This window comes from Flavobacterium ginsengiterrae (assembly GCF_039539785.1).
Classification (GTDB): Bacteria; Bacteroidota; Bacteroidia; order Flavobacteriales; family Flavobacteriaceae; genus Flavobacterium; species Flavobacterium ginsengiterrae.
This window is the reverse complement of sequence record NZ_BAABDU010000004.1, coordinates 966,132-984,409: the sequence shown is the minus strand read 5'-3', so window position 1 is coordinate 984,409 and position 18,278 is coordinate 966,132. Positions and strand designations below refer to the sequence as shown.

Here is an 18,278-nt window from a genome sequence, read left to right as displayed (position 1 = left end):
ATAACCATTTAATTTATGTCATTAATATTCGTTCATTTATCAGATATACACTTTGGACAGGAAAAGGGAGGAAGTCTTCATATTAATGACGATGTAAAGGAGAGGCTGCTTGATGATGCCCGCACAGAAGTGATGAAGTTATCTAAGCAAAAAGCAGATGGAGTAATAATTTCAGGAGATATTGCATATGGAGGAAAACTCATCGAGTATGAAATTGCAGGAAAATGGCTTGATCGATTAACAGCGGCGGTTGGATGTGAAATTACAGATGTTCAAGTTGTACCCGGAAACCATGATATTGATTTTGACGAAATTACTCCAATCACCCAAAGTGTAATCGATGAAATTATAGAAAAAGGAGATGAGGCTTTGGATAAATTTCTTGATCGAGAGGCTGATCGAGAACTGATTTATAGAAGATTTCATGGTTATAGGACATTTGCAGAAGGTTATGACTGTCCCTTAGATAGTGAAGGAAGGGTTTCTAAAGATCATATTTTCGAGCTTGCACCAAATCGGAGAATTAAGTTTTTGGGACTAAATACCGCTTTAATTTGCTCAAAAAGTGAGAAAGAAGAAGGAGGACTGATTTTAGGTAAGAGACAGCATGTAATTCCAATCGAACCAGGACTTGAAACTATTGTGATTGCTCATCATCCGCTAAATTGGATACAGGATTCCAACGCTGCAGGGCGATACATAAGAAAGAGAGCAAGAGTGTTCATTTCTGGACATGAACACATGCCTTCGCATAAACTCGAACAAACTAATGAAGATGCGGATCTTGTTAGTTTAGCTTCTGGTGCCGCAGCACCTCCTAAAGCAGACGATCAATACAATTACTGTTATAACATACTGGAGTTTCAATGGCTGGAAGAGGAAGATGCTCTTTTATTAAATATACATGGCAGAATGTGGGATTACGACAATGTAGAGTTTATTAGTGATGGTAACCACTTCAATAACGGCTTAGCAAGTTATAAGATTAGATGTCCTAATTTTAGGAAAGAGGCTGGTACTGAAGTAAATAAAATAAGTTTACAAAACATTCAACACAAGTGTGATGAAGTATCTGTAAATCTAGACGTAAAAGAAACTCCAAAAGAATATTCTATGGGAGAAGAAGCAGAAATAAATTTAGTTTTGTTAAAGTTTTTCCGTGATTTAACCAGTGGGGAAAGACTTTCGCTTTTGATTGAGTTAGGCGCAATTCCCAATACTTGGAATGAGACTTTAACTCATGGAACAGAGAGAAGTGCATTTAATAAGTTATTAGCTGCAGGTAAACTAGAACAAGTACATGATAAAATTAACCAAATACTTCACAAATAATTATGGCAGATGTTGCGAAATATATTAAAATTTTTATAACTACCCCAGATGATGCATACGTAGCAAAAAGAATTGCGGCTGTCAATGCAATCGAAAATGCAATCAAGAAAATCACTGTAAATAAGATTTTAGACTTTGCAAGCGGTATAATTTCTTCTTTAGAAAACCCAGAGGCCTCGAACGAAGCTATAAATAGTATTGCTTCTGCTCCATTAAAAAAGAGCAGTACCTCATTTGTCGCTGATGAAGAGCAGCTTCAGCTTTTGACCTGCACATTACTAGCTGTTTTGCAATATTTGGAAAAGGCAAAAGATTTTAACCATACTGTTTCTCAGGAGTATGTTTTAGCTTTAGCCTTGTGGAGTGGATTATCTTTTCAGAAACCGATTGAAGGAATGGAAAGATTGGAAGCATTAAGGATAGAAATATTGGCATTAGCTGTAAAGATGGTTCACGATGTGTCGATTAATTCACGAACCAGAATACAACTTAAGCCGAGAGTCGCACCTGCGGCACCTACTGAAAATACATTTGTTTCATTTATAAAGAACGCAGAAAATTCATATGGGGAAATGATTGATGCCCTTCGATTTAATTCCAATTTGGACGGTGAGGAGTTGGATATCTTATGGTGGATAATGAGTGATTGGAGCGGAACGTTTCAAAAGCAGGTTTCAGTTCTGAATCCAGTTCAAAAAGTAATTGCAAGCTGCATAGAAATTGGAAGTATGTTAAGAAGATTTCCTGCCCAGGCACATTCATTCTTGGCTTGTAAAGGTGTAAATCAAAAGGAAGAATATACTGGTCCAGAACTTTTAGAACAAATTGGGGAATTGAAATCAATCATTGTAGAGGAATTCAATACAAGTGATCCTATAATAAAGCATAAAGAAATTTTTCCTGTTTTTAGTTTTTTAATTTATGAGCATCAGAATACTGAAATGGAAATTAAAAGAACATTAAACGAATGGTCTTCTAGAATTATGCTGGAATTGTCACTATTGAATGTTAATAATTTTGTGGAATAATGGATGAAGAAACTCTAGCAATTTGTAACCAACCCGATTGTACATTTTCGCAAACTGGAATTTGCGTTCTAAATAATGAACCAGTCAGTTGTCCAGATCGTATTTCCTCACTAGAGGATGTATCTTCAGCAGAGGAAAATAATTCTGGAGATATTTACCTTGAAGCTCCCGTCGATTTCGAAAGATTTTCGTCAAGTTTTTCACTCGCAGTTCAAGACGCGCAAAATTTAATGCGAAACCGCTATTGTAAAGTAGTTGCCATATTAGGCGTTCCAGGAACAGGCAAGACAGCATGTTTGGCAAGTTTGTATCTTTTATTAGCGCATGGTCGCTTGAATGGATTTCAATTTTTAGATTCCAAAAGCATCAGAGCTTTTGAAGAAATAACCGGAGGCACAAGACGCTGGAATTCGGCCAATCTTCCTGAACAATTGACGGTACATACAGAAATGCAGGATGAAAGAATTGCTGGTTATTTGCATTTGAGGCTAAAGCATCGGAGCGATGGAAAAAAAATGGACTTGCTTTTGACTGATTTACCTGGGGAATGGACTTTAACTTTAATGGATCGTAATCGAACGGACCGTTTAGATTTTCTTAAGTCAGCAGAGAGAATTTGGATCACGATTAATGCTGAACACATTATGGATGGTTCGAAAAGAAGGTACACGATTCATAGGGCAGACCTTTTGCTTGGCAGAATCAAGGAATTTCTCGAATATGATGTGCCTGGTATTTGTATTGTATTGACACACTGCGATAAAGCGGAGCCAGTTAGCAAGTATTTTTCTGAGCTAATAAGAACCCACAATGACCTTGACATAAAAATTATAGAAATAGCTTCCTTTTCACAAAATCCAGATATTCCTGCAGGTTTTGGATTAGAAGAGACAGTTAAAGATTTGCTACACATGAGAAGAAAGACTACCTTTGATTTTGCAGCTTCTTTAGTTAGGGATGATTCAGTTCGAAATATATTGAAATTTCAAAATTTTTAAAGCTAATGATTAAAAAGGAAATTATAATTGTCGGAGGTCCCGGTTCAGGAAAATCGAACTATTTAGCGCGTTTTTGGCTTGCAATATATGGTAAAGGAAATGATTTGATATTAACTGCTCCACCTGATGATCTGGCATATATTGAAGATATTACAGCATTTTTATTGCAAAGTAAATTTGTGCCGAGGACTGAACCTCAGGAACGAGCGAGAGACTTTAATGTAGCGATTAAAACTAAAGATGATGCTATTTTAGCTAATTTAACTGTGCCAGATATGTTCGGTGAGATTTGGAAAAAAGCAGTTGAAACTTATGAAATTCCAGAAAAGTGGCTCAGCACTTTACGTAATTCAACTTCAGCTATTTTGTTTTTAAGAATTAGAAATGAAAATAACGTTCAGCCATTAGACTGGGTAAATAGTCAAGACCTTTTAAAAGTTGGTCTTGGAGACGAAAAAAATTCTGATATCCCTACTCAAATTGCACTCTTGGAGCTTTTAAGATTTATAGATGAAAATATTGTAAAATCAAATGGAGGAAAGCCTAAAGTTGCAATAATGGTAACCGCTTGGGATTTATTAGATCCACAGGAATCAAAAGAAAGTCCAATGACCTATTTAGAAAAACAATACCCTCTTTTTGCTGGGAGATTAAGTGATATAAATTCCTTAGATGTAAAAATATTTGGATGCAGTATTGTTGGTGGGGATCTAAATATGGAAGAATTTGGAATAGCATTCCAAGACCAAAATATAAATGATGTAGGTTACGTTGTTTATCAAGATGAAGATGGATATGTAATCAAACAAGATGATGTTACAAAACCAATGAGCTGGTTATTAGAATAAAAAATATGGAATTTTACGATTTATACTTTCAAATTCATAAATACCGAAATGGACATCAGCTTGTAGCAAGCAGTATTGAATTAGAAAGAACTGATCAAGATACTATTGATAGATTATCTGATCTTTCGGGACAGATTAGGCCAGGTGAATTTTTTGAACCTTATCTAACATGTTACCCATTACCTTCCGAAAAACATTTTGTTATTGCGAGAACTTGGCAGGATTTGAACGCTACGAGAGCAGGATGTGTTTTGACCAAAAGCATTCTTATTCCAATGAAAAAATGGGAAGTGCTGACTGATGTTGCATTTATATTTAATGTCCTTTTGGATTCGAAAATGGATCTGGAGTTTCCTCAAGTTAAGCATAAAAATTATTCAAATTTTAATCCAGTTTATTCAGGACCACTTGAAGAATTAGTGGAAGCGTTATTTCTTGAGCAGAGAAAACCGATATTAATTTTTGATGCAAAAGATAAAGAGGACATAATATCACGTCTGTATTCAGTCTTTTTTCCAAGTCTCAGACGCAATTTTGCTTCTTGTACTTTTGCCTTAAATACCAGAACTATTAAAAATAGGACTTTTGATTTACTTTTTACTGAGGGAAATCTGAGAACGCGTTTTTCGGAATGGCAGGGAAGACGTATTGAAGGATCAAATTTTAACAGGAAACTTGCCCGCCATCGCTGGACGGATGATTTGGTGAAGCAAATTTTTGAACTTCAGATGCCTTCACTTCTTAGCCACGAAGAGAATTATCCGTTTGATTTAAAAAAAGACGGAAGTGAAAGCACTCTCAGATTGAGTTTGCTATGGAGAGAATTAGTGCAGAAAGTTGTTTTTGAACAGTCGCCCATGGCATTACTAGGTTTGCTTGATATCATAAATTCTCAAAATGCATATTCAAAATTGCTTTATGAACGTATAGAACCTCAAATACAAACAACAATACTTAATGCATATAAGATTCTTCTACCAATTGATGCATGGAAATTCTACGGTGCACTTTTAGTCAAACATAAAAAGTATTTAATGAGTAGAGCTATGCTTTCTGAGGTGCATTCTGCATGCAGAGAGCTAACATTTATTAGTCCTAATACAGCCATTAAATTCATAACAAATTTTGATTCGTCTATAGAGTCAACTCCTGCGATATTGTTTTCAAGCATTGGTGATGGTCTAGCACTTAATTTGGATAATACTCGTTTTAATGAACTTTCAAATCAATTAGGTTTATTATTATTGGCAACAAGTAAATCGTTTGCTGCTAGATCCATGATTTTAGCATCAAATGATAAAAAAATTGTAAGCAACATCATTGAATATCTAGATGTTAATAACGAAAAATCTTTAAGACGCGCAAAAAATAATTTATTAATTAATGTGTATGATGTAAATCACAATCTAATATTTTGCAAAATTATCAGTGATCAAACTTTTGAAGAATATAAAAAAATTACAAGTTATGCAATTTCGCATTTCGCATTGAAATCTAGTTTTTTTAATACCACAATTCTAGAGGAAACAACAAGACATAATGCAGTTGAATACTTATTTGATTCTTTGTTGAATTTGGGTAAATATGATGAGCTATTGTTTAAAATATTGGATTTAAAACCATATTTGGTTCGAAAAATTATTCTTGATCAAAATATTGGTAATTCAGATAAGGAGTTAATTATCACAAATGCAGTAATAAACATGAGATTTGATTCGGTAACCAAGTTGGCATCAGTACCGGATGTTGCAAATGATATTCTGCAAATTATTCAGAAGGACAGAAAAGTCAAAAAAGAAATAGTTATTGAATTTGCATTAAATGATTCAATACCATTATTGAAAGCAATGAAAGTTATGGAAAGTCTTTCATCTTTAATGATCAATAACATAAGACAAGACCGTTTTTTTAATTTGATTGATAATGCCATTAATGATAAGAGCACTATTTCAAGTGCGATTAAAGTAATTTCCAAGTTTAGTCAATTTAAAGCAGGTTTATTTCTGAACTATATTTTTGATAATATAAGCGAAAGATCAAAGTTTCCGGAAATTTTTGATATCCTTTTCACTCAGGGTCTGCCAACAAAAAAAATGTTAGTGATCAATAGTGATTTGGTTAGCAGTTATTTAGCGGAGTATTCCCCTTCTGATATCAATAAAGTATCTATGGATAATTGGGTAGAGTTACTAGGACTGACAACTTCTAAAGAGAAAAAACAAAAGGTAGCTATGTCAATGTTACAGTTTGCGTATGGAACGACTATTAAAGAAACCGGTGTAATGGTAGAAGAAGCGTTTCCAATTGTCTATCAATCTTTTTTAAAAGGTAAATCTGTCGCCGAGCTGTTAACTTTCTGGATATTTCCCGATTGGGATAAATGCAAGATTTTACGTTACGATCTTGTGGATAGGTATTTAATTTCAAACTGGCCCAGAAGCGGCTTACTAAATATTGGCGAAAAACTTGACATTTTAAAGGAAGTACTCCGAATTTTAAATGACAAGAGAGGAGGTAAAAAATTTATAAAAGAAGCATTCGCTGAAATTGGTGACAATCCGAACTTCAAAGAAAAAACAGTCAGTAGAAAAGTTAAAAAAAAATAACATAAATTTATTTAATGTAACTTTTCAAAAAGCTTTCAATTAAAGAGAATGAAATGAAAAAGGGTTTTTTGCTAAAAATTATGTCGATAGTATTTTTAGTCACTTGATACGATCCTGAAAACCTTCCAATTGGAGACTGAAAATCGAATAAACCAGATGATGTGTTTCCTGAAAATTTACCGTTAAACTGCTTCGATTGTTCTAGGCCAAATTTGTAAATCTGATCAATATTTTCTGTGTATGGTATTTTTATAGTTTTATTCATTATTTTTAGAAGCTTATTTTATTATAGTGTAAAACATATAATCTGTTGTAATGAGATGAGGAGATGAGTTAAGAATAATCTGGATATTGGAATGCGAAAAACCATTAATAAAATCGGACTGCAGATACGTGTCCTTGTTGTCGACTTTGGCGTTGAAAAGTCTTCTTAAGTTCTTTATCGAGGCAGACTGCTGGGTATAATAGCACATAATCGCTGCATTTAAAAATTAGAAATTCTTATCCTATCTTGTCATTTTAAAAACTTTAAAGGAATCTTTTGTCGCAGAGAGCGTCTGCTGGCTCGAAACAGCAGACAGCAGTTTCTTTATACATTTGTTTTCTTGTTCGTTTTGCTGCTTCTCTATCAAATTTAGTTCATTATTAGTAATTTACATAACTTAAAAATCAAAATTTAATTCTGTGCTGCGACAGGTTGATCTCATGCTCATGCTGGTAAGGTTTGCGGTGGATTGTGCTCACATCTTCCTTAATCTGGTCCTGTGTCGCGAACCTTTTATCGGAATCCATGTATCGTGGATTCGGTATGAAGGACATCTTGGCCATTTTCGAAATGGTGATGGTTGGGAAATGGTAATCGATTTCAACAGTGTCCAGAAGCAGCTAGCGGCCACCTCCTTGGAAAGGATGCCGTGCAAGACTGTCGGGAAAATGGACCGTATCGAAATATGCCCCTTTAAAATCGATCCACTTGCCGAAATACATATTGCCCTTTGCTGTAGAATTAAGTAAAAATGACGTTCAGGTCAAGAAAATGTTGAAATCACCAAAAACATTATTTCTTTTTTTTGATTACTAAATGAGAGAGTGCCGGATCATGCAAAAGGCGTTCAAGTTCTGAGTTTACAATCTCTGAAATGTCCTCTTTTATCTGAAGGTAATTTCGTTCAATCATTGTAGTATTTATGACCCGCACTGGGCTTATCTGCTGATATGATTTTTCTTCTTCTTTAAGTTCGTCATGATTATTAATTATTTCGGAATGAAATGTTTTGAGCTCAATTTTACAGTCAGGATTATCGGAAGTTATGCCTACGAATTCACCAGAACTTAAGGAAGAAATCTTGGAAGCAGGGACTGCCGATTCCAATTGTTTTGATCTACTGATTGAAGTATCCGAACTGTTTATGGATAAGCTCTCGCGGTCCTGCATTATTTTACCAAAACGCTCGGAGAGCTGCTTTGCTGTGTCACCATTTACCTGACCGCTAATGATATTGCCGGTAATATTGAGTATAACATCTGCCTGTTCACGTCCGTAATCTTTACGGAGCTGGCTGAAGTCCTGAATACCAATGCAGGTGCTTACTTTATTGCTTCTTGCAGTTGCTATAAGGCTGTCCATGTTATTGAGATAAATGGTGGGAAATTCATCAAATATTAAACTGCTTTTAAGTTTGTCTTTCTGGTTTACCTGTTTGATTAGCCTGCTTACATAAAGTGAAAGCACAGCGCCATAAGTCTGGATTTTCAGCGGGTTGTTTCCCATGCAGACGATCTTGGGATCATCAGGATTATTAATGTCGAGTGTAAAGTCATTTCCAGAGAGTACATAATAAAGCTGGGCGCTTGAGAGCCTTGCCATGGATATCTTAGCGGATGCTATCTGACCCTCGAGCTGCTCCATGACATTATTGAGATAGGCACTGATAAAAGGATCGATTAGGATTTCAATTTCTTTTTCAGTTCTCAACAGCGTAAAAAGGCTGTTGTATTCAACCTGCATGAGTTCAATTATATGAGGCAGGGTGCAGAATTCACCGTTGTTGTATTTACGCAGATACCATATTACAGCAGAAAGAAAATTGATAGGTGATTCGACGAAAAAGTCTCCCTGTTTTTTTATCCATTCACGGTTTAATCCCAGAAGAATGGTGCGTGCTGATTCTGATGCATCCGTTATGTCTTCCATTGACTTTGGATCAAGGGGATTGCATCTGTGCGTGCGGCTCAGGTCATCAAAATTAATCACATAAAATTTCGGTTCAACCTTGTATAGATGCCTGTTTTTAAGCCAAGTATTATAGGCTATTGTGCTGAGGTCATCAAACTTAAAATCATATACAAACATTGAAAAACCCTTACGTATATGCTGGGTTATGATATGACGGATCACAAAATAGGATTTTCCAGAACCAGGCGTTCCTGCAACCAAGATGCCTCGAAAAGGATTGATGATATTAATCCAGCTTTTTCGGACTTTGTTTTTTAAATTATAATGTGCCGGCAGGTTAATGGAATATTCATTTTCAAGGAGCCTTTCTTCCTGCGGAAATGTTTCATTTTCCCTGTTGAAAATGTCCTTGCGACTGAGATTTCTTCTTATGATTCTAGAAAGCAGTGTTCCCCCTGACAGCAGGAGGAGATATCCAGCAGCAGTGCACAGCATGTAGAGAACCAGTTTGTTTTCCACAGTGAACTGCATGAAGAGAAAAAAGTAACTCAAAAAATAAGTCAGAAGCCCTAAAGCAATATAGCAAAAAGCAGTTTTGAAGCCCAGCTTTTCATTTTTTCTGCCCTTTGCCCCAAGCAGGGAAATGCATAAAAATCCCAAAGAAAACAGTTTGGATAAATGAAAATAATCAAAGAGTCCCGTGCGAAAAATATTGGCTAATATTTTATCGGCAAAACTGCCTGCAAGTCCCCATATTTTAAACACATTATATCCGTAATAATAGAAATGAAGACCTAACAATATAATGCTGATAAGCCTTGTCATATCCAAAATTTTTCTAAGCGCCTGTTCATTTTCACCTGTCTGCATAGTCTTAGTTTTTTAGTTAATAATCGGACTGTCCTTTTCCTTTTTTTCGTTTCTTTTTTCTTTTCAGCTGAGAGGGAATAAAATCAGCTGAAAACTCAGGCTGGAGCACCGAATCAATTATCTTCTGCAGCTCGCCAGCAGAAATAAATGAGGACTGAGATGGTTTATTTTTTAATGTATTATTCTCAAGAATTTTAACGGCGATTCTGCCAGTGTTAAAATCTTTGACACCGCAGCGTTCTTTTATGCCGGAAGCTGAGTAAGTTTTTCCTAGAGAGCTTCCGTTAAATACACATTTTGTTTTATGGTCTATATAGGTTAAGCCATAAAGGATCCCCTGTTCATTTCTTCGTTCAGCGGTTTTAATTCCATCTCGAATAAGAATTCTGTCGAGATCAGAAACTGACTTTATCCTGTTCTGTATAAAGGCGAGATCAACCGCATTTTTTACTCTCTTTAAATGGGAATTTCTCCCAATCTTATTTGCCGCAAATTTTATTTCGAGATAAGCAAGGGTAGGTTTCATGTAAAAGCTGCTGGCTTTTAAGGGAACACCCACAGTCTGTCTCTTATCGTTCAGAATCTGGTACGCCAGACCTTTATGGAGAAACATTCTTGAATCTTTACTGCCCTGCACGGCGGTAACATTGTAGAGATTCAAGATTGCATTTAATTCTCCTATTGTGGTATATTTATAATTAGGAATTACTGCGTTTAATACAGCAGCAATTGCTTTTTTAGTTTCAGCTTTTCCATACTTTAAAACACTGCCTTGCAAAGGTTTTATATTTTGTATTTTTTCCTGTTGTCTGCCCTGTGCAGGAACCAGGCTGAATGCCTTTTCAATTTCTTTACGGGCCGTTTCAGACTGGTTCCTGCCTATGTTCTGCATGTCAATTCTCTTTCCGTCGGACTTCACTTTTACAGACACTATATGGATGTGTGGATGTCCCGCATCATGATGCTGGTAGACCAGATACGGCTGGAATCCAAAACCGATTTTTTCCATATACGATTGTGCAATTTCCATCAGCTTACTCTTTGAAATATTGCTTTCAGAGGAATCGAAATTTAGCGATATGTGCACACTTCCCCGCTTGACATTTGTATTTAATTCCAGCTGTTTTAAAAGAAGTTTAAGCCTTGATTCTTTGTGAAGTTTAGAGGCTGCTGCAGGATAATTTCCTTCTCCTATGAGTTCTGCTTTTCCTGCTTCCATCTTATTTTCATTATAATTGAAAATGCTTCTGACTGATGATCCCGTGTTTATGACAGCAACCATTTTTCAGCAAGATTTCGGATAGTCATTCTAATATCTTCAATAGAATTGAACAGCATTTTTTTATCTGTTTCAAAATCCAGAATCCACATTTTGAAATCAGAAGTCTGTGAAAGCGAGTGCAGTTTTTTCACTGCCTGATTAAAATTGTTTCCAATGGGATTCAGCTCTGTTCTGAGCCTTGTTAATTCGGATATTAAATCATCAAGAGACTGGTTTCTGTATTTTAAAACAACAGGTTTTTGGAGCAGATTCTTTCGGGCAAAATCACTCAGTTTTGGGCTGAGCGACTCTGCAAAATATTTCTGAAGGATCTTGTATTCCTGCTCACTGAGCCTGAGATGAAGCCATCTGTTTCTGTTTTTTTTCTCGTCTTTCATCATTTTTCCTTTTCATTCAATATTACAAATCTTCCAGTTTTTACTGCCAGCGAGTTCCGAGCAGAGAGGCAGCAAGATATCGGTTGTGATACAACCGGACATCTTGCAGATTGCAGGAACGTGGCAATCTTTCGGAGTCTGAATAAAAAACTCAGACTTTTTTCAAATACTCAGACGAATTTATGCAGGAAAATCCAATGCATCCCATCATAGGTAAATTTTGCTTATGATGCTTTGATGCATCATTGCTAACTTTAGGCTTTGATTTATTAATTTAAAAATGCTGAAATTATGAGTGCAAAGAATTATGCAGCCAAGGTGTTTGATACTGTATTGAGCATCCCTGGAATGAGTGAGCCGGTGAAGATTGATTTGAAAATTTCACGCAAAAATGTACTGCTTTTATCCCACTTTATAGAAAGGGGATTGCTGCTGGAAAAGGATGAAGGTAGTCTCATGGGAAGCATAGCACAGGACGAAATTACCGAACTAAAAAACATCTCGCAGGAATGCCTTCAAAAGGCTGGCCTTGTCGAACTCAATCAAAAGCTTTTGACTTTTATCGAAGACGGTAAGGTATAAATAGGAGAAACTGAAAAAACTCGAAAATGCTTTATAGATTTTTAATCTGTAGAGCATTTTTTTATTATTTAAGAGTTAAAAATGAAACTGGTATAGTTTTGATGTTTTTTGGTTTGTTTTTGATGTTTTTTCTTTCAATTTGCTGATTTACATTTGTTTTATATTAAAATAAAATTTGCCGAAGACATGGAAAACTCTAGAATTAACAACAATATAGTTTCTATCGTTAGCTTTTTATTTATACTACTATTTGTGTACGCAGCTGTAAATAAATTATTTGAGTTTGAAACTTTTAGGGTGCAGCTAGCACAGTCACCGCTTATAAGTGTTTTTGCGGCATGGGTTTCTATTTTAGTGCCTTTAATAGAGTTACTTATATCGTTGATGCTTTTATTTCCTAAGTCACGCTTTGCAGGACTTTATGCAGCGCTATGCCTGATGACTATGTTTACTGCTTATATTTTTATAGTGCTACATTTCAGCTCCTTTGTGCCATGTTCATGTGGCGGAATCCTAGAAAAGATGTCCTGGAATGTTCACCTTATTTTTAATTTCTTTTTTATCATTCTCGCTTTAACTGGTCTACGGTTTTATGATGATTATCAAACAAGAATAAATTCAAATATTACAAAGGCATCCAAGTTAAAAAGGGCTGGACTAATAATGTTTTTCAGCATAAGTGTTGTAATTGTTTTGTTCCTAAGCTCAGAAGAGATCATTCACAAAAATAATCCATTTATTCGGAGATACATTAAAAAGACTGTTAAAGCGGTTTATAATAAAGATTTAAAATTTAACTCGTATTATTTTGCAGGCGTTAGTGGAAGTAAAATTTATCTGGGGAATTTAACGGATCCTTTTGGAGTACTAAGCATAGACACTCTTCAGAATATGAGTGCAGAAAATAGAATTAAATTTATTGATGATGGAGAGCCTTTTCGTAAGATTTTTGCAAAGGTGAAGCCACCCTATTTTTATCTGATAGATGGTACCGTTCCAATTGTTTACAAAGGGAATATCAAAGATTGGAAAGTAACAGGTAAAATAAAAGATATTCCACGTTTCACAGCTGCCGAACCAATAGACAGTGTAAGCCTGTTATTACGAAATAATACAGGTCCCAATTCAGGCCATCAGCTAGGCATATACAGCGAAAGTTTTAAACCAAATACGAAATACTTTCCTGCACTTTTGCAGAAGCAGATTGACGGTATTTTCGATACAGACGGGATGCTGCTTTATAACAATGATCTCCATGAAATGATATACGTCTATTATTATCGAAACGAGTTTATAATTTCCGATAAGAAAGGAAACTTTAAGAGAAGACATACAATCGATACGATCAGCAGAGCCATGATAAAAGTTTCGGATTTGAAAGAGCATACTGAGCGCCGTTTAAGTTCCCCGCCATTTTTTGTTAATGCACTATCAGCCACTATTAAAAACCTGTTGTTTATACATTCGAAAGTTCCGGGACGCTATGAGGATGATCAGATTTGGAAGAGAGCATCAGTGGTTGATGTATATGATATTAACAAAGGAATTTATCTGCTGAGTTTTCCTCTTTTTACAGAAAATAATCAAAAAATAAAAGATATGCGTGCAACTAATACGCATCTATACATTCTCAGCGGTAACAATCTAGATATCTATTCCTTTAGGGGAATCTTGAAAGAACAGCTGAAAGAATAGTAAATTATAATATACCAGCGCTGGTTGCAGGAAAGAGATCAACACCTGCTAAAAAAGTAGATCGATGTTTAATTTAATATTAACTATTATGAAAAAGACATTTTTAAAATCGACCATGCCTTTTACTGCTGCGGTAGTATTAGGAATTTCAGGTGCGTTCTTCACCACCTCTATGCAAAGTGCATCGAAATTAGCACCTCGTGACGGTTATATCAACAGCCTGTCAGGTGTCTGTGATGTCCAAGTGCAATGTTCTGACAATAGCAATAATCCAATTTGTAAAGCAAATGGACAGACTGCTTTTGGTAAAGCGAATAATTGTGGGGAGACACTTTATATGCCATAATTAATTTAAACAATCATTAAAAGCAATGCAGTTCTAAATGAACTGCATTGTATATTTTATTATCCACGATTTTCAATCCATTCAAACGCCTTTTCATTTTTAAGAAAGTGATTGAACCACTGCAGTATTCTAATTGAAAGATCCTTTTGGTTGTATGGATCCGAAAATGAATGTTCTTCTTCTGGATAAAGGAGCATTATATTGTTTTTCTCAAGACGATGCATTGCAAGATAAAGTTCAATACTTTGATGCCAGTCAACCTGCTGGTCATTTTTTCCACTCCAAAAAAGAAGCGGTTTGTTGATGTTTTCTACATTGTTCAGCGGCGAATTATTTAAATAAGTAAGAGGCATTTCATAAGCAGAAACTCCTAATCTAAACTGTCCAATATTAAACTTTATCATATGGGGTTTTCCGGTACGCCAGTTAATCGCATGGTAGAAACTGTTCAGATCTATCGGGGCAGCGCCAGCAACCGAAGCTGCAAATATATCAGTCTTACCTGAAATGTATGCAGTCTCATAGCCTCCAAAAGAATGTCCCATAAGTCCGATTTTGTCTGGATCGACCAAGCCTTTTTCAATAACTGCGGAAGTAGCTGCTGTAACGCAGTCTAGAGCGCTTTCACCTGTCTTTCCAGTTTCGTATTCAATGTCTGGACACAATACAAAATATCCCTCAAGAGATAGCACAGCTGGATTAAATCCGGCAGCCTCAAACAAAGTAGGTTTGTAGTATTTATGTATTTTTTGCGATTGTTTTTCATATATATGAACAATCATAGGGTATTTCTTTTTTGGATCATAACAAGCAGGATAATACAATCCAGCACGAAGCGAACTCCCTTTCGAGTTTTTGTAGTCAATATGTTCAGAATGCCCCCAATAATATCCTGACTGATGTTTATTGCTCTCAAAAAAAATGTAGGGAGTCCTGTCCACGGCTTTATATACCAAAGAAGGTGACCTGTTAAAGTCTTGTGTCTGATAAATATAAGAATTAGTTTCCTTTATAAAATGGATTTGACTAATAGATGCAGGCTCATATACAATTGGCTGTTCTTTATTGGTTTCATTCCATTCAAAATAGCCGGATTTTAAGTCACTTCCTTCTGCGTCAAGTATAGCTCCTTTACTAATTTTTATGGTGCTGCTTATACACCCGTCATAATTGTCCAAACGAAAATTACCTCCTAAATTATATGCGAAACGGAATTGAATTTGCTTTTTTTGTCCGCTTGTAAGTCTTCTAAATGCCCCATCTGGTTTAACGGCCCAAATGTCATAGCGATCATATAAAAGGATCTCGCTATCGCCATCAGTCCATCCTGGATTACCGAATGGGTAACTTAAATCCATATTTGCTGCCAGACCTGAAAAAACTGTATTAATCTTTTCAGTAATATTTTTATGACTCTTCTTAGATATATTATAAACCCACCAGTTGTCTTCAGAAAAATAGGCAATATATTTACCAGTAGGAGATGGTAGGATACTACGTCTGAAATCCTTTATGTTTTTTACTAAAAATTCCTGTTTTCCAGTTGTCAGATTCTTTAAATAGAAATCTCTAGGGGCATCATATTCTAATCCGGGCTCATGAGCGAGAGGATCTGACAGCAGTGCATAATGCTGGTCTCCCGTAAGTAAAACATCTGAAAAATCTTCTGAGGATATAACCTCGAATTTTCCAGTCAATGGAAACCATACCGCAAGACTGGGCTTGTCACTAAAAGGTTCTGATTTCTGCTGCTGGGAATAGATTTGTTTAGTTTTAGTATACCAAATTTCAGGATCTGTTTTTATTTTAGCTTTTTTGCCATCTGAAAGTGGTTTTATACAGAAAAAAACCCTTTTTAAATCACTGGAGATTGTAATTGGATATCTAAAATCATTCGTAATTAATTTGTTTTTTGGAAACGCATTTTCTAATAGGGGGTTAAAAACAAATAGAGCATTTTCTTCAAAATTGTAGTAAGAAATTGACGCTTGCGAATCTTGATTGTATCTCCTTAAAAATGAAAAAGCTATTGACTGCTTCCATGCAAAATAGTCCCAATTTTCTGGGCTTTTTTCAATTAGTGTTTTTTGAGGAAATCCGGATTTTAGTTCCAAGATCCCCAGCGAAGATAAATTTTCTGATTTAGAAACGTAGACAATTTTTCTGCCGTCAGGACTTAACAGAAAAAAAGAAATCGACTCCATTTTTTTTACAAGATTATCTTTGGAGTCTATAATCCTTAGCGTTGAATTATTCCCGTGCTGTACCAGTATCACTAATTGATCTGTTTCAGCTGAGTAAGAATAGTTTTTAACATCAGATATATTTTTAGAACTTCCATTTTTTAGATTAAGAATATTTAAATCTCCGTTACTCAAGGATACGAAGCGCTCTTTTTCTAGAAATTGATAGTGATTAATTCCTGTAAAATTATATACCTTGTCTGATGTTGTGCTTTTTACAAATAAGGTATCCTTCCCGCTGTCATACGCTAAGAGATAACTGACCCATTTCCCTTCTGGACTTACTCCATTAAGCCTTATATCCGACCACAGAGAATAGTTTTCAATCTCTACCTTTTTTTTTTGCAATGCCTGTCCTCTTAGAGGACAGACTACTAATTGCAAAACTAAAAACAAAAATAAAAAGGGTTTCATTAAAAATGTGTATCGATGACACTTTTGTGTAAATATGAATGGATTATAGAATTTCATTTGACTATTATTAATATCCAGTGTTCTGAGGAAGTAGATTTGAATTTATGTTTATTTCATTCTGAGGTATTGGAAAAAGCCTGTCAGCTGTATTCCAGCCAGGCTTAATTCCCGACAGCTTCTGATCCAAATTACCGGTACGTTTTAAATCAAAGAAACGATGACCATACTCAGAAAACAGTTCCAGTTTTCTTTCTTCTAAAATGGCATCAAGAATCTCCTGTTTTGTGACTGCAGTCGTTTTACTAAGTCCGGCACGCTGGCGGATTTGGTCAAGGTCTTCTTTACTTCCAATGATATCGCCCTGCTGAGCTCTTGCTTCAGCCCTGATTAAATATTGTTCCGAAAGCCTTAACATTATAGGGTATTCTTTTGAAACAGAAGTATTATAGAATTCTTTATATTTAAATGAATAGTACCATGTCGAGGCACCGCTGGACAGTGATCCTGTCCATGAAATTTTTCTCTTATCAACAGAAGTAAAAGAATTGATGATTGCAGAATTCAGTGCTGCAGAAGAAGGCGGGACGGTGAAAAAAATAAAAGAGGCTGCTTCATCGGTATTTTTGCCACTTACAGAAGACTGCAACTGCCATATTGTTTCTTTAGATTCTTTTAGAAAAACCGATTTTAAATCCGTCTGGAGCGCAAAAAGCCCTGAGGCATTTAAAACTGCGGATGATGCATTGGCAGCTTCAGCCCATTTTCCATGATATAAGTAAACTCTTGCCTGCAAGGCAAGAACAGCATATCTGTTTGGTCTTGTTCTCTCATTTTTTATATATTCTGAGCCAAGCATATCCGCTGCAGCGTTCAGATCATTAATAACTAGGTTATATACCTCCTTAGTGCTCACTTTAACAGGCATACTGTTTATTTTATAATCAGTACTTACAATATAGGGAACGTCTCCGTAAAGATTAGTCAGATAAAAGTGTACAAGTGCTCTTATAAAAAAGGCTTCACCAGAAAGCTGTTTTTTCTGTACATCCGTAAGCGACAGTGAAGCTTTTGTCCTTTCTATTACAGAATTAGCTGCATATATCTGGTTATAAGCCACACTCCAATATTCCTGCAAATTAGTGTTGCCCGGCAGTAAAGCGTTTATATAGAAGGAAGAAGCAGATGAACTCGGTGTTCCATAAAAATCTAGTTCATCAGCATAATTTGCAAGAAGATATGAAATGCCAGAACTCTGTCCCGTGAGCATTCCTCTGTCCCTTATTTTTGAATAAATATCGGTAAGTGCTGCACTCGCAGTCAAATAATTTTCGAAAACAGCAGAGCTGGGAAGCTGTGACTGCGGGGAAGCAGTTTCTACAAATGAATCACACGATACTGTTAAAATTCCAGTTGCTGAAAGAACAAAAAAAAGTGCTACATTCAGTGAGAAAATGGTATGGGATAAATAACGTTTCATAATT

15 protein-coding genes are annotated in these 18,278 nt (G+C 35.7%); 8 read left to right on the top strand and 7 right to left on the bottom strand.

Annotated features, from left to right (window positions below; genetic code table 11):
• Positions 1-15: 15 nt before the first annotated feature.
• The 5 genes from ABD859_RS14845 to ABD859_RS14825 are packed head-to-tail and all read left to right on the top strand — an operon-like array spanning position 16 to position 6,812.
• Complete coding sequence (locus ABD859_RS14845; protein ID WP_345145392.1) at positions 16-1,332, top strand: metallophosphoesterase; 1,317 nt, start codon at positions 16-18, stop codon at positions 1,330-1,332.
• A gap of 2 nt (positions 1,333-1,334) precedes the next feature.
• The gene (locus ABD859_RS14840; protein ID WP_345145391.1) at positions 1,335-2,360 is read left to right on the top strand and encodes a GTPase-associated system all-helical protein GASH; all 1,026 of its coding nucleotides are present in this window, start codon (positions 1,335-1,337) and stop codon (positions 2,358-2,360) included.
• Positions 2,360-3,358 carry a TRAFAC clade GTPase domain-containing protein gene (locus ABD859_RS14835; protein WP_345145390.1) on the top strand — a complete coding sequence of 333 codons (999 nt, stop codon included), beginning with the start codon at positions 2,360-2,362 and terminating at the stop codon, positions 3,356-3,358. Before ABD859_RS14840 ends, ABD859_RS14835 begins: the two co-directional genes overlap by 1 nt.
• Before the next feature lie 5 nt (positions 3,359-3,363).
• Positions 3,364-4,206 carry a TRAFAC clade GTPase domain-containing protein gene (locus ABD859_RS14830; RefSeq protein WP_345145389.1) on the top strand — a complete coding sequence of 281 codons (843 nt, stop codon included), beginning with the start codon at positions 3,364-3,366 and terminating at the stop codon, positions 4,204-4,206.
• Between the two features lie 5 nt (positions 4,207-4,211).
• The gene (locus tag ABD859_RS14825; RefSeq protein ID WP_345145388.1) at positions 4,212-6,812 is read left to right on the top strand and encodes a GAP1-N1 domain-containing protein; all 2,601 of its coding nucleotides are present in this window, start codon (positions 4,212-4,214) and stop codon (positions 6,810-6,812) included.
• 7 nt (positions 6,813-6,819) lie between these two features.
• Here ABD859_RS14825 and ABD859_RS14820 read toward each other — a convergent pair whose 3' ends face one another.
• The 5 genes from ABD859_RS14820 to ABD859_RS14800 form a co-directional block, all read right to left on the bottom strand.
• Positions 6,820-7,077, bottom strand: a complete 258-nt coding sequence (locus ABD859_RS14820) for a hypothetical protein (RefSeq protein ID WP_345145387.1) — start codon at positions 7,075-7,077, stop codon at positions 6,820-6,822.
• A gap of 13 nt (positions 7,078-7,090) precedes the next feature.
• Positions 7,091-7,285 (bottom strand): hypothetical protein, encoded by a 195-nt coding sequence (locus ABD859_RS14815; RefSeq protein WP_345145386.1) that lies wholly within the window; start codon positions 7,283-7,285, stop codon positions 7,091-7,093.
• A 584-nt stretch (positions 7,286-7,869) separates the two neighbouring features.
• Positions 7,870-9,858, bottom strand: coding sequence for a conjugal transfer protein MobC (mobC, locus tag ABD859_RS14810; protein WP_345145385.1), 1,989 nt, complete (start codon positions 9,856-9,858; stop codon positions 7,870-7,872).
• 16 nt (positions 9,859-9,874) lie between these two features.
• Entirely contained in the window at positions 9,875-11,077 is a 1,203-nt protein-coding gene (locus ABD859_RS14805; RefSeq protein WP_345145384.1) for a relaxase/mobilization nuclease domain-containing protein, read from the bottom strand.
• Between the two features lie 47 nt (positions 11,078-11,124).
• Positions 11,125-11,517 (bottom strand): plasmid mobilization protein, encoded by a 393-nt coding sequence (locus tag ABD859_RS14800; RefSeq protein WP_345145383.1) that lies wholly within the window; start codon positions 11,515-11,517, stop codon positions 11,125-11,127.
• 291 nt (positions 11,518-11,808) lie between these two features.
• On the opposite strand from ABD859_RS14800, the gene ABD859_RS14795 reads away from it, so the two are divergent.
• From ABD859_RS14795 to ABD859_RS14785, 3 genes are all read left to right on the top strand, one after another.
• Complete coding sequence (locus ABD859_RS14795; protein WP_179005301.1) at positions 11,809-12,099, top strand: hypothetical protein; 291 nt, start codon at positions 11,809-11,811, stop codon at positions 12,097-12,099.
• Positions 12,100-12,285: 186 nt separating this feature from the next.
• Positions 12,286-13,794 carry a MauE/DoxX family redox-associated membrane protein gene (locus ABD859_RS14790; protein ID WP_345145382.1) on the top strand — a complete coding sequence of 503 codons (1,509 nt, stop codon included), beginning with the start codon at positions 12,286-12,288 and terminating at the stop codon, positions 13,792-13,794.
• A 64-nt stretch (positions 13,795-13,858) separates the two neighbouring features.
• A complete protein-coding gene (locus tag ABD859_RS14785) occupies positions 13,859-14,140 on the top strand; it encodes a hypothetical protein (RefSeq protein ID WP_179005305.1) in 282 nt (93 codons plus the stop codon).
• A gap of 59 nt (positions 14,141-14,199) precedes the next feature.
• Here the strand turns inward: ABD859_RS14785 and ABD859_RS14780 are convergent, their stop codons facing one another.
• Together ABD859_RS14780 and ABD859_RS14775 are read right to left on the bottom strand one after the other, a co-directional pair.
• Positions 14,200-16,797 carry a S9 family peptidase gene (locus ABD859_RS14780; RefSeq protein WP_345145381.1) on the bottom strand — a complete coding sequence of 866 codons (2,598 nt, stop codon included), beginning with the start codon at positions 16,795-16,797 and terminating at the stop codon, positions 14,200-14,202.
• A 67-nt stretch (positions 16,798-16,864) separates the two neighbouring features.
• On the bottom strand, positions 16,865-18,274 hold the full coding sequence (locus ABD859_RS14775) for a RagB/SusD family nutrient uptake outer membrane protein (RefSeq protein ID WP_345145380.1): 1,410 nt from the start codon (positions 18,272-18,274) through the stop codon (positions 16,865-16,867).
• Between the last annotated feature and the right edge of the window lie 4 nt (positions 18,275-18,278).

Excerpts from the sequence above, each read along its gene's own strand:
- ABD859_RS14805 (WP_345145384.1), bottom strand. The coding sequence starts at position 11,077 with ATGGAAGCAGGAAAAGCAGAACTCATAGGAGAAGGAAATTATCCTGCA.
- ABD859_RS14835 (WP_345145390.1), top strand. The coding sequence starts at position 2,360 with ATGGATGAAGAAACTCTAGCAATTTGTAACCAACCCGATTGTACATTT.
- ABD859_RS14825 (WP_345145388.1), top strand. The coding sequence starts at position 4,212 with ATGGAATTTTACGATTTATACTTTCAAATTCATAAATACCGAAATGGA.
- ABD859_RS14820 (WP_345145387.1), bottom strand. The coding sequence starts at position 7,077 with ATGAATAAAACTATAAAAATACCATACACAGAAAATATTGATCAGATT.
- ABD859_RS14830 (WP_345145389.1), top strand. The coding sequence starts at position 3,364 with ATGATTAAAAAGGAAATTATAATTGTCGGAGGTCCCGGTTCAGGAAAA.
- ABD859_RS14780 (WP_345145381.1), bottom strand. The coding sequence starts at position 16,797 with ATGAAACCCTTTTTATTTTTGTTTTTAGTTTTGCAATTAGTAGTCTGT.
- ABD859_RS14840 (WP_345145391.1), top strand. The coding sequence starts at position 1,335 with ATGGCAGATGTTGCGAAATATATTAAAATTTTTATAACTACCCCAGAT.
- ABD859_RS14785 (WP_179005305.1), top strand. The coding sequence starts at position 13,859 with ATGTTTAATTTAATATTAACTATTATGAAAAAGACATTTTTAAAATCG.
- ABD859_RS14800 (WP_345145383.1), bottom strand. The coding sequence starts at position 11,517 with ATGAAAGACGAGAAAAAAAACAGAAACAGATGGCTTCATCTCAGGCTC.
- mobC (WP_345145385.1), bottom strand. The coding sequence starts at position 9,858 with ATGCAGACAGGTGAAAATGAACAGGCGCTTAGAAAAATTTTGGATATG.
- ABD859_RS14845 (WP_345145392.1), top strand. The coding sequence starts at position 16 with ATGTCATTAATATTCGTTCATTTATCAGATATACACTTTGGACAGGAA.
- ABD859_RS14795 (WP_179005301.1), top strand. The coding sequence starts at position 11,809 with ATGAGTGCAAAGAATTATGCAGCCAAGGTGTTTGATACTGTATTGAGC.
- ABD859_RS14775 (WP_345145380.1), bottom strand. The coding sequence starts at position 18,274 with ATGAAACGTTATTTATCCCATACCATTTTCTCACTGAATGTAGCACTT.
- ABD859_RS14790 (WP_345145382.1), top strand. The coding sequence starts at position 12,286 with ATGGAAAACTCTAGAATTAACAACAATATAGTTTCTATCGTTAGCTTT.
- ABD859_RS14815 (WP_345145386.1), bottom strand. The coding sequence starts at position 7,285 with ATGTGCTATTATACCCAGCAGTCTGCCTCGATAAAGAACTTAAGAAGA.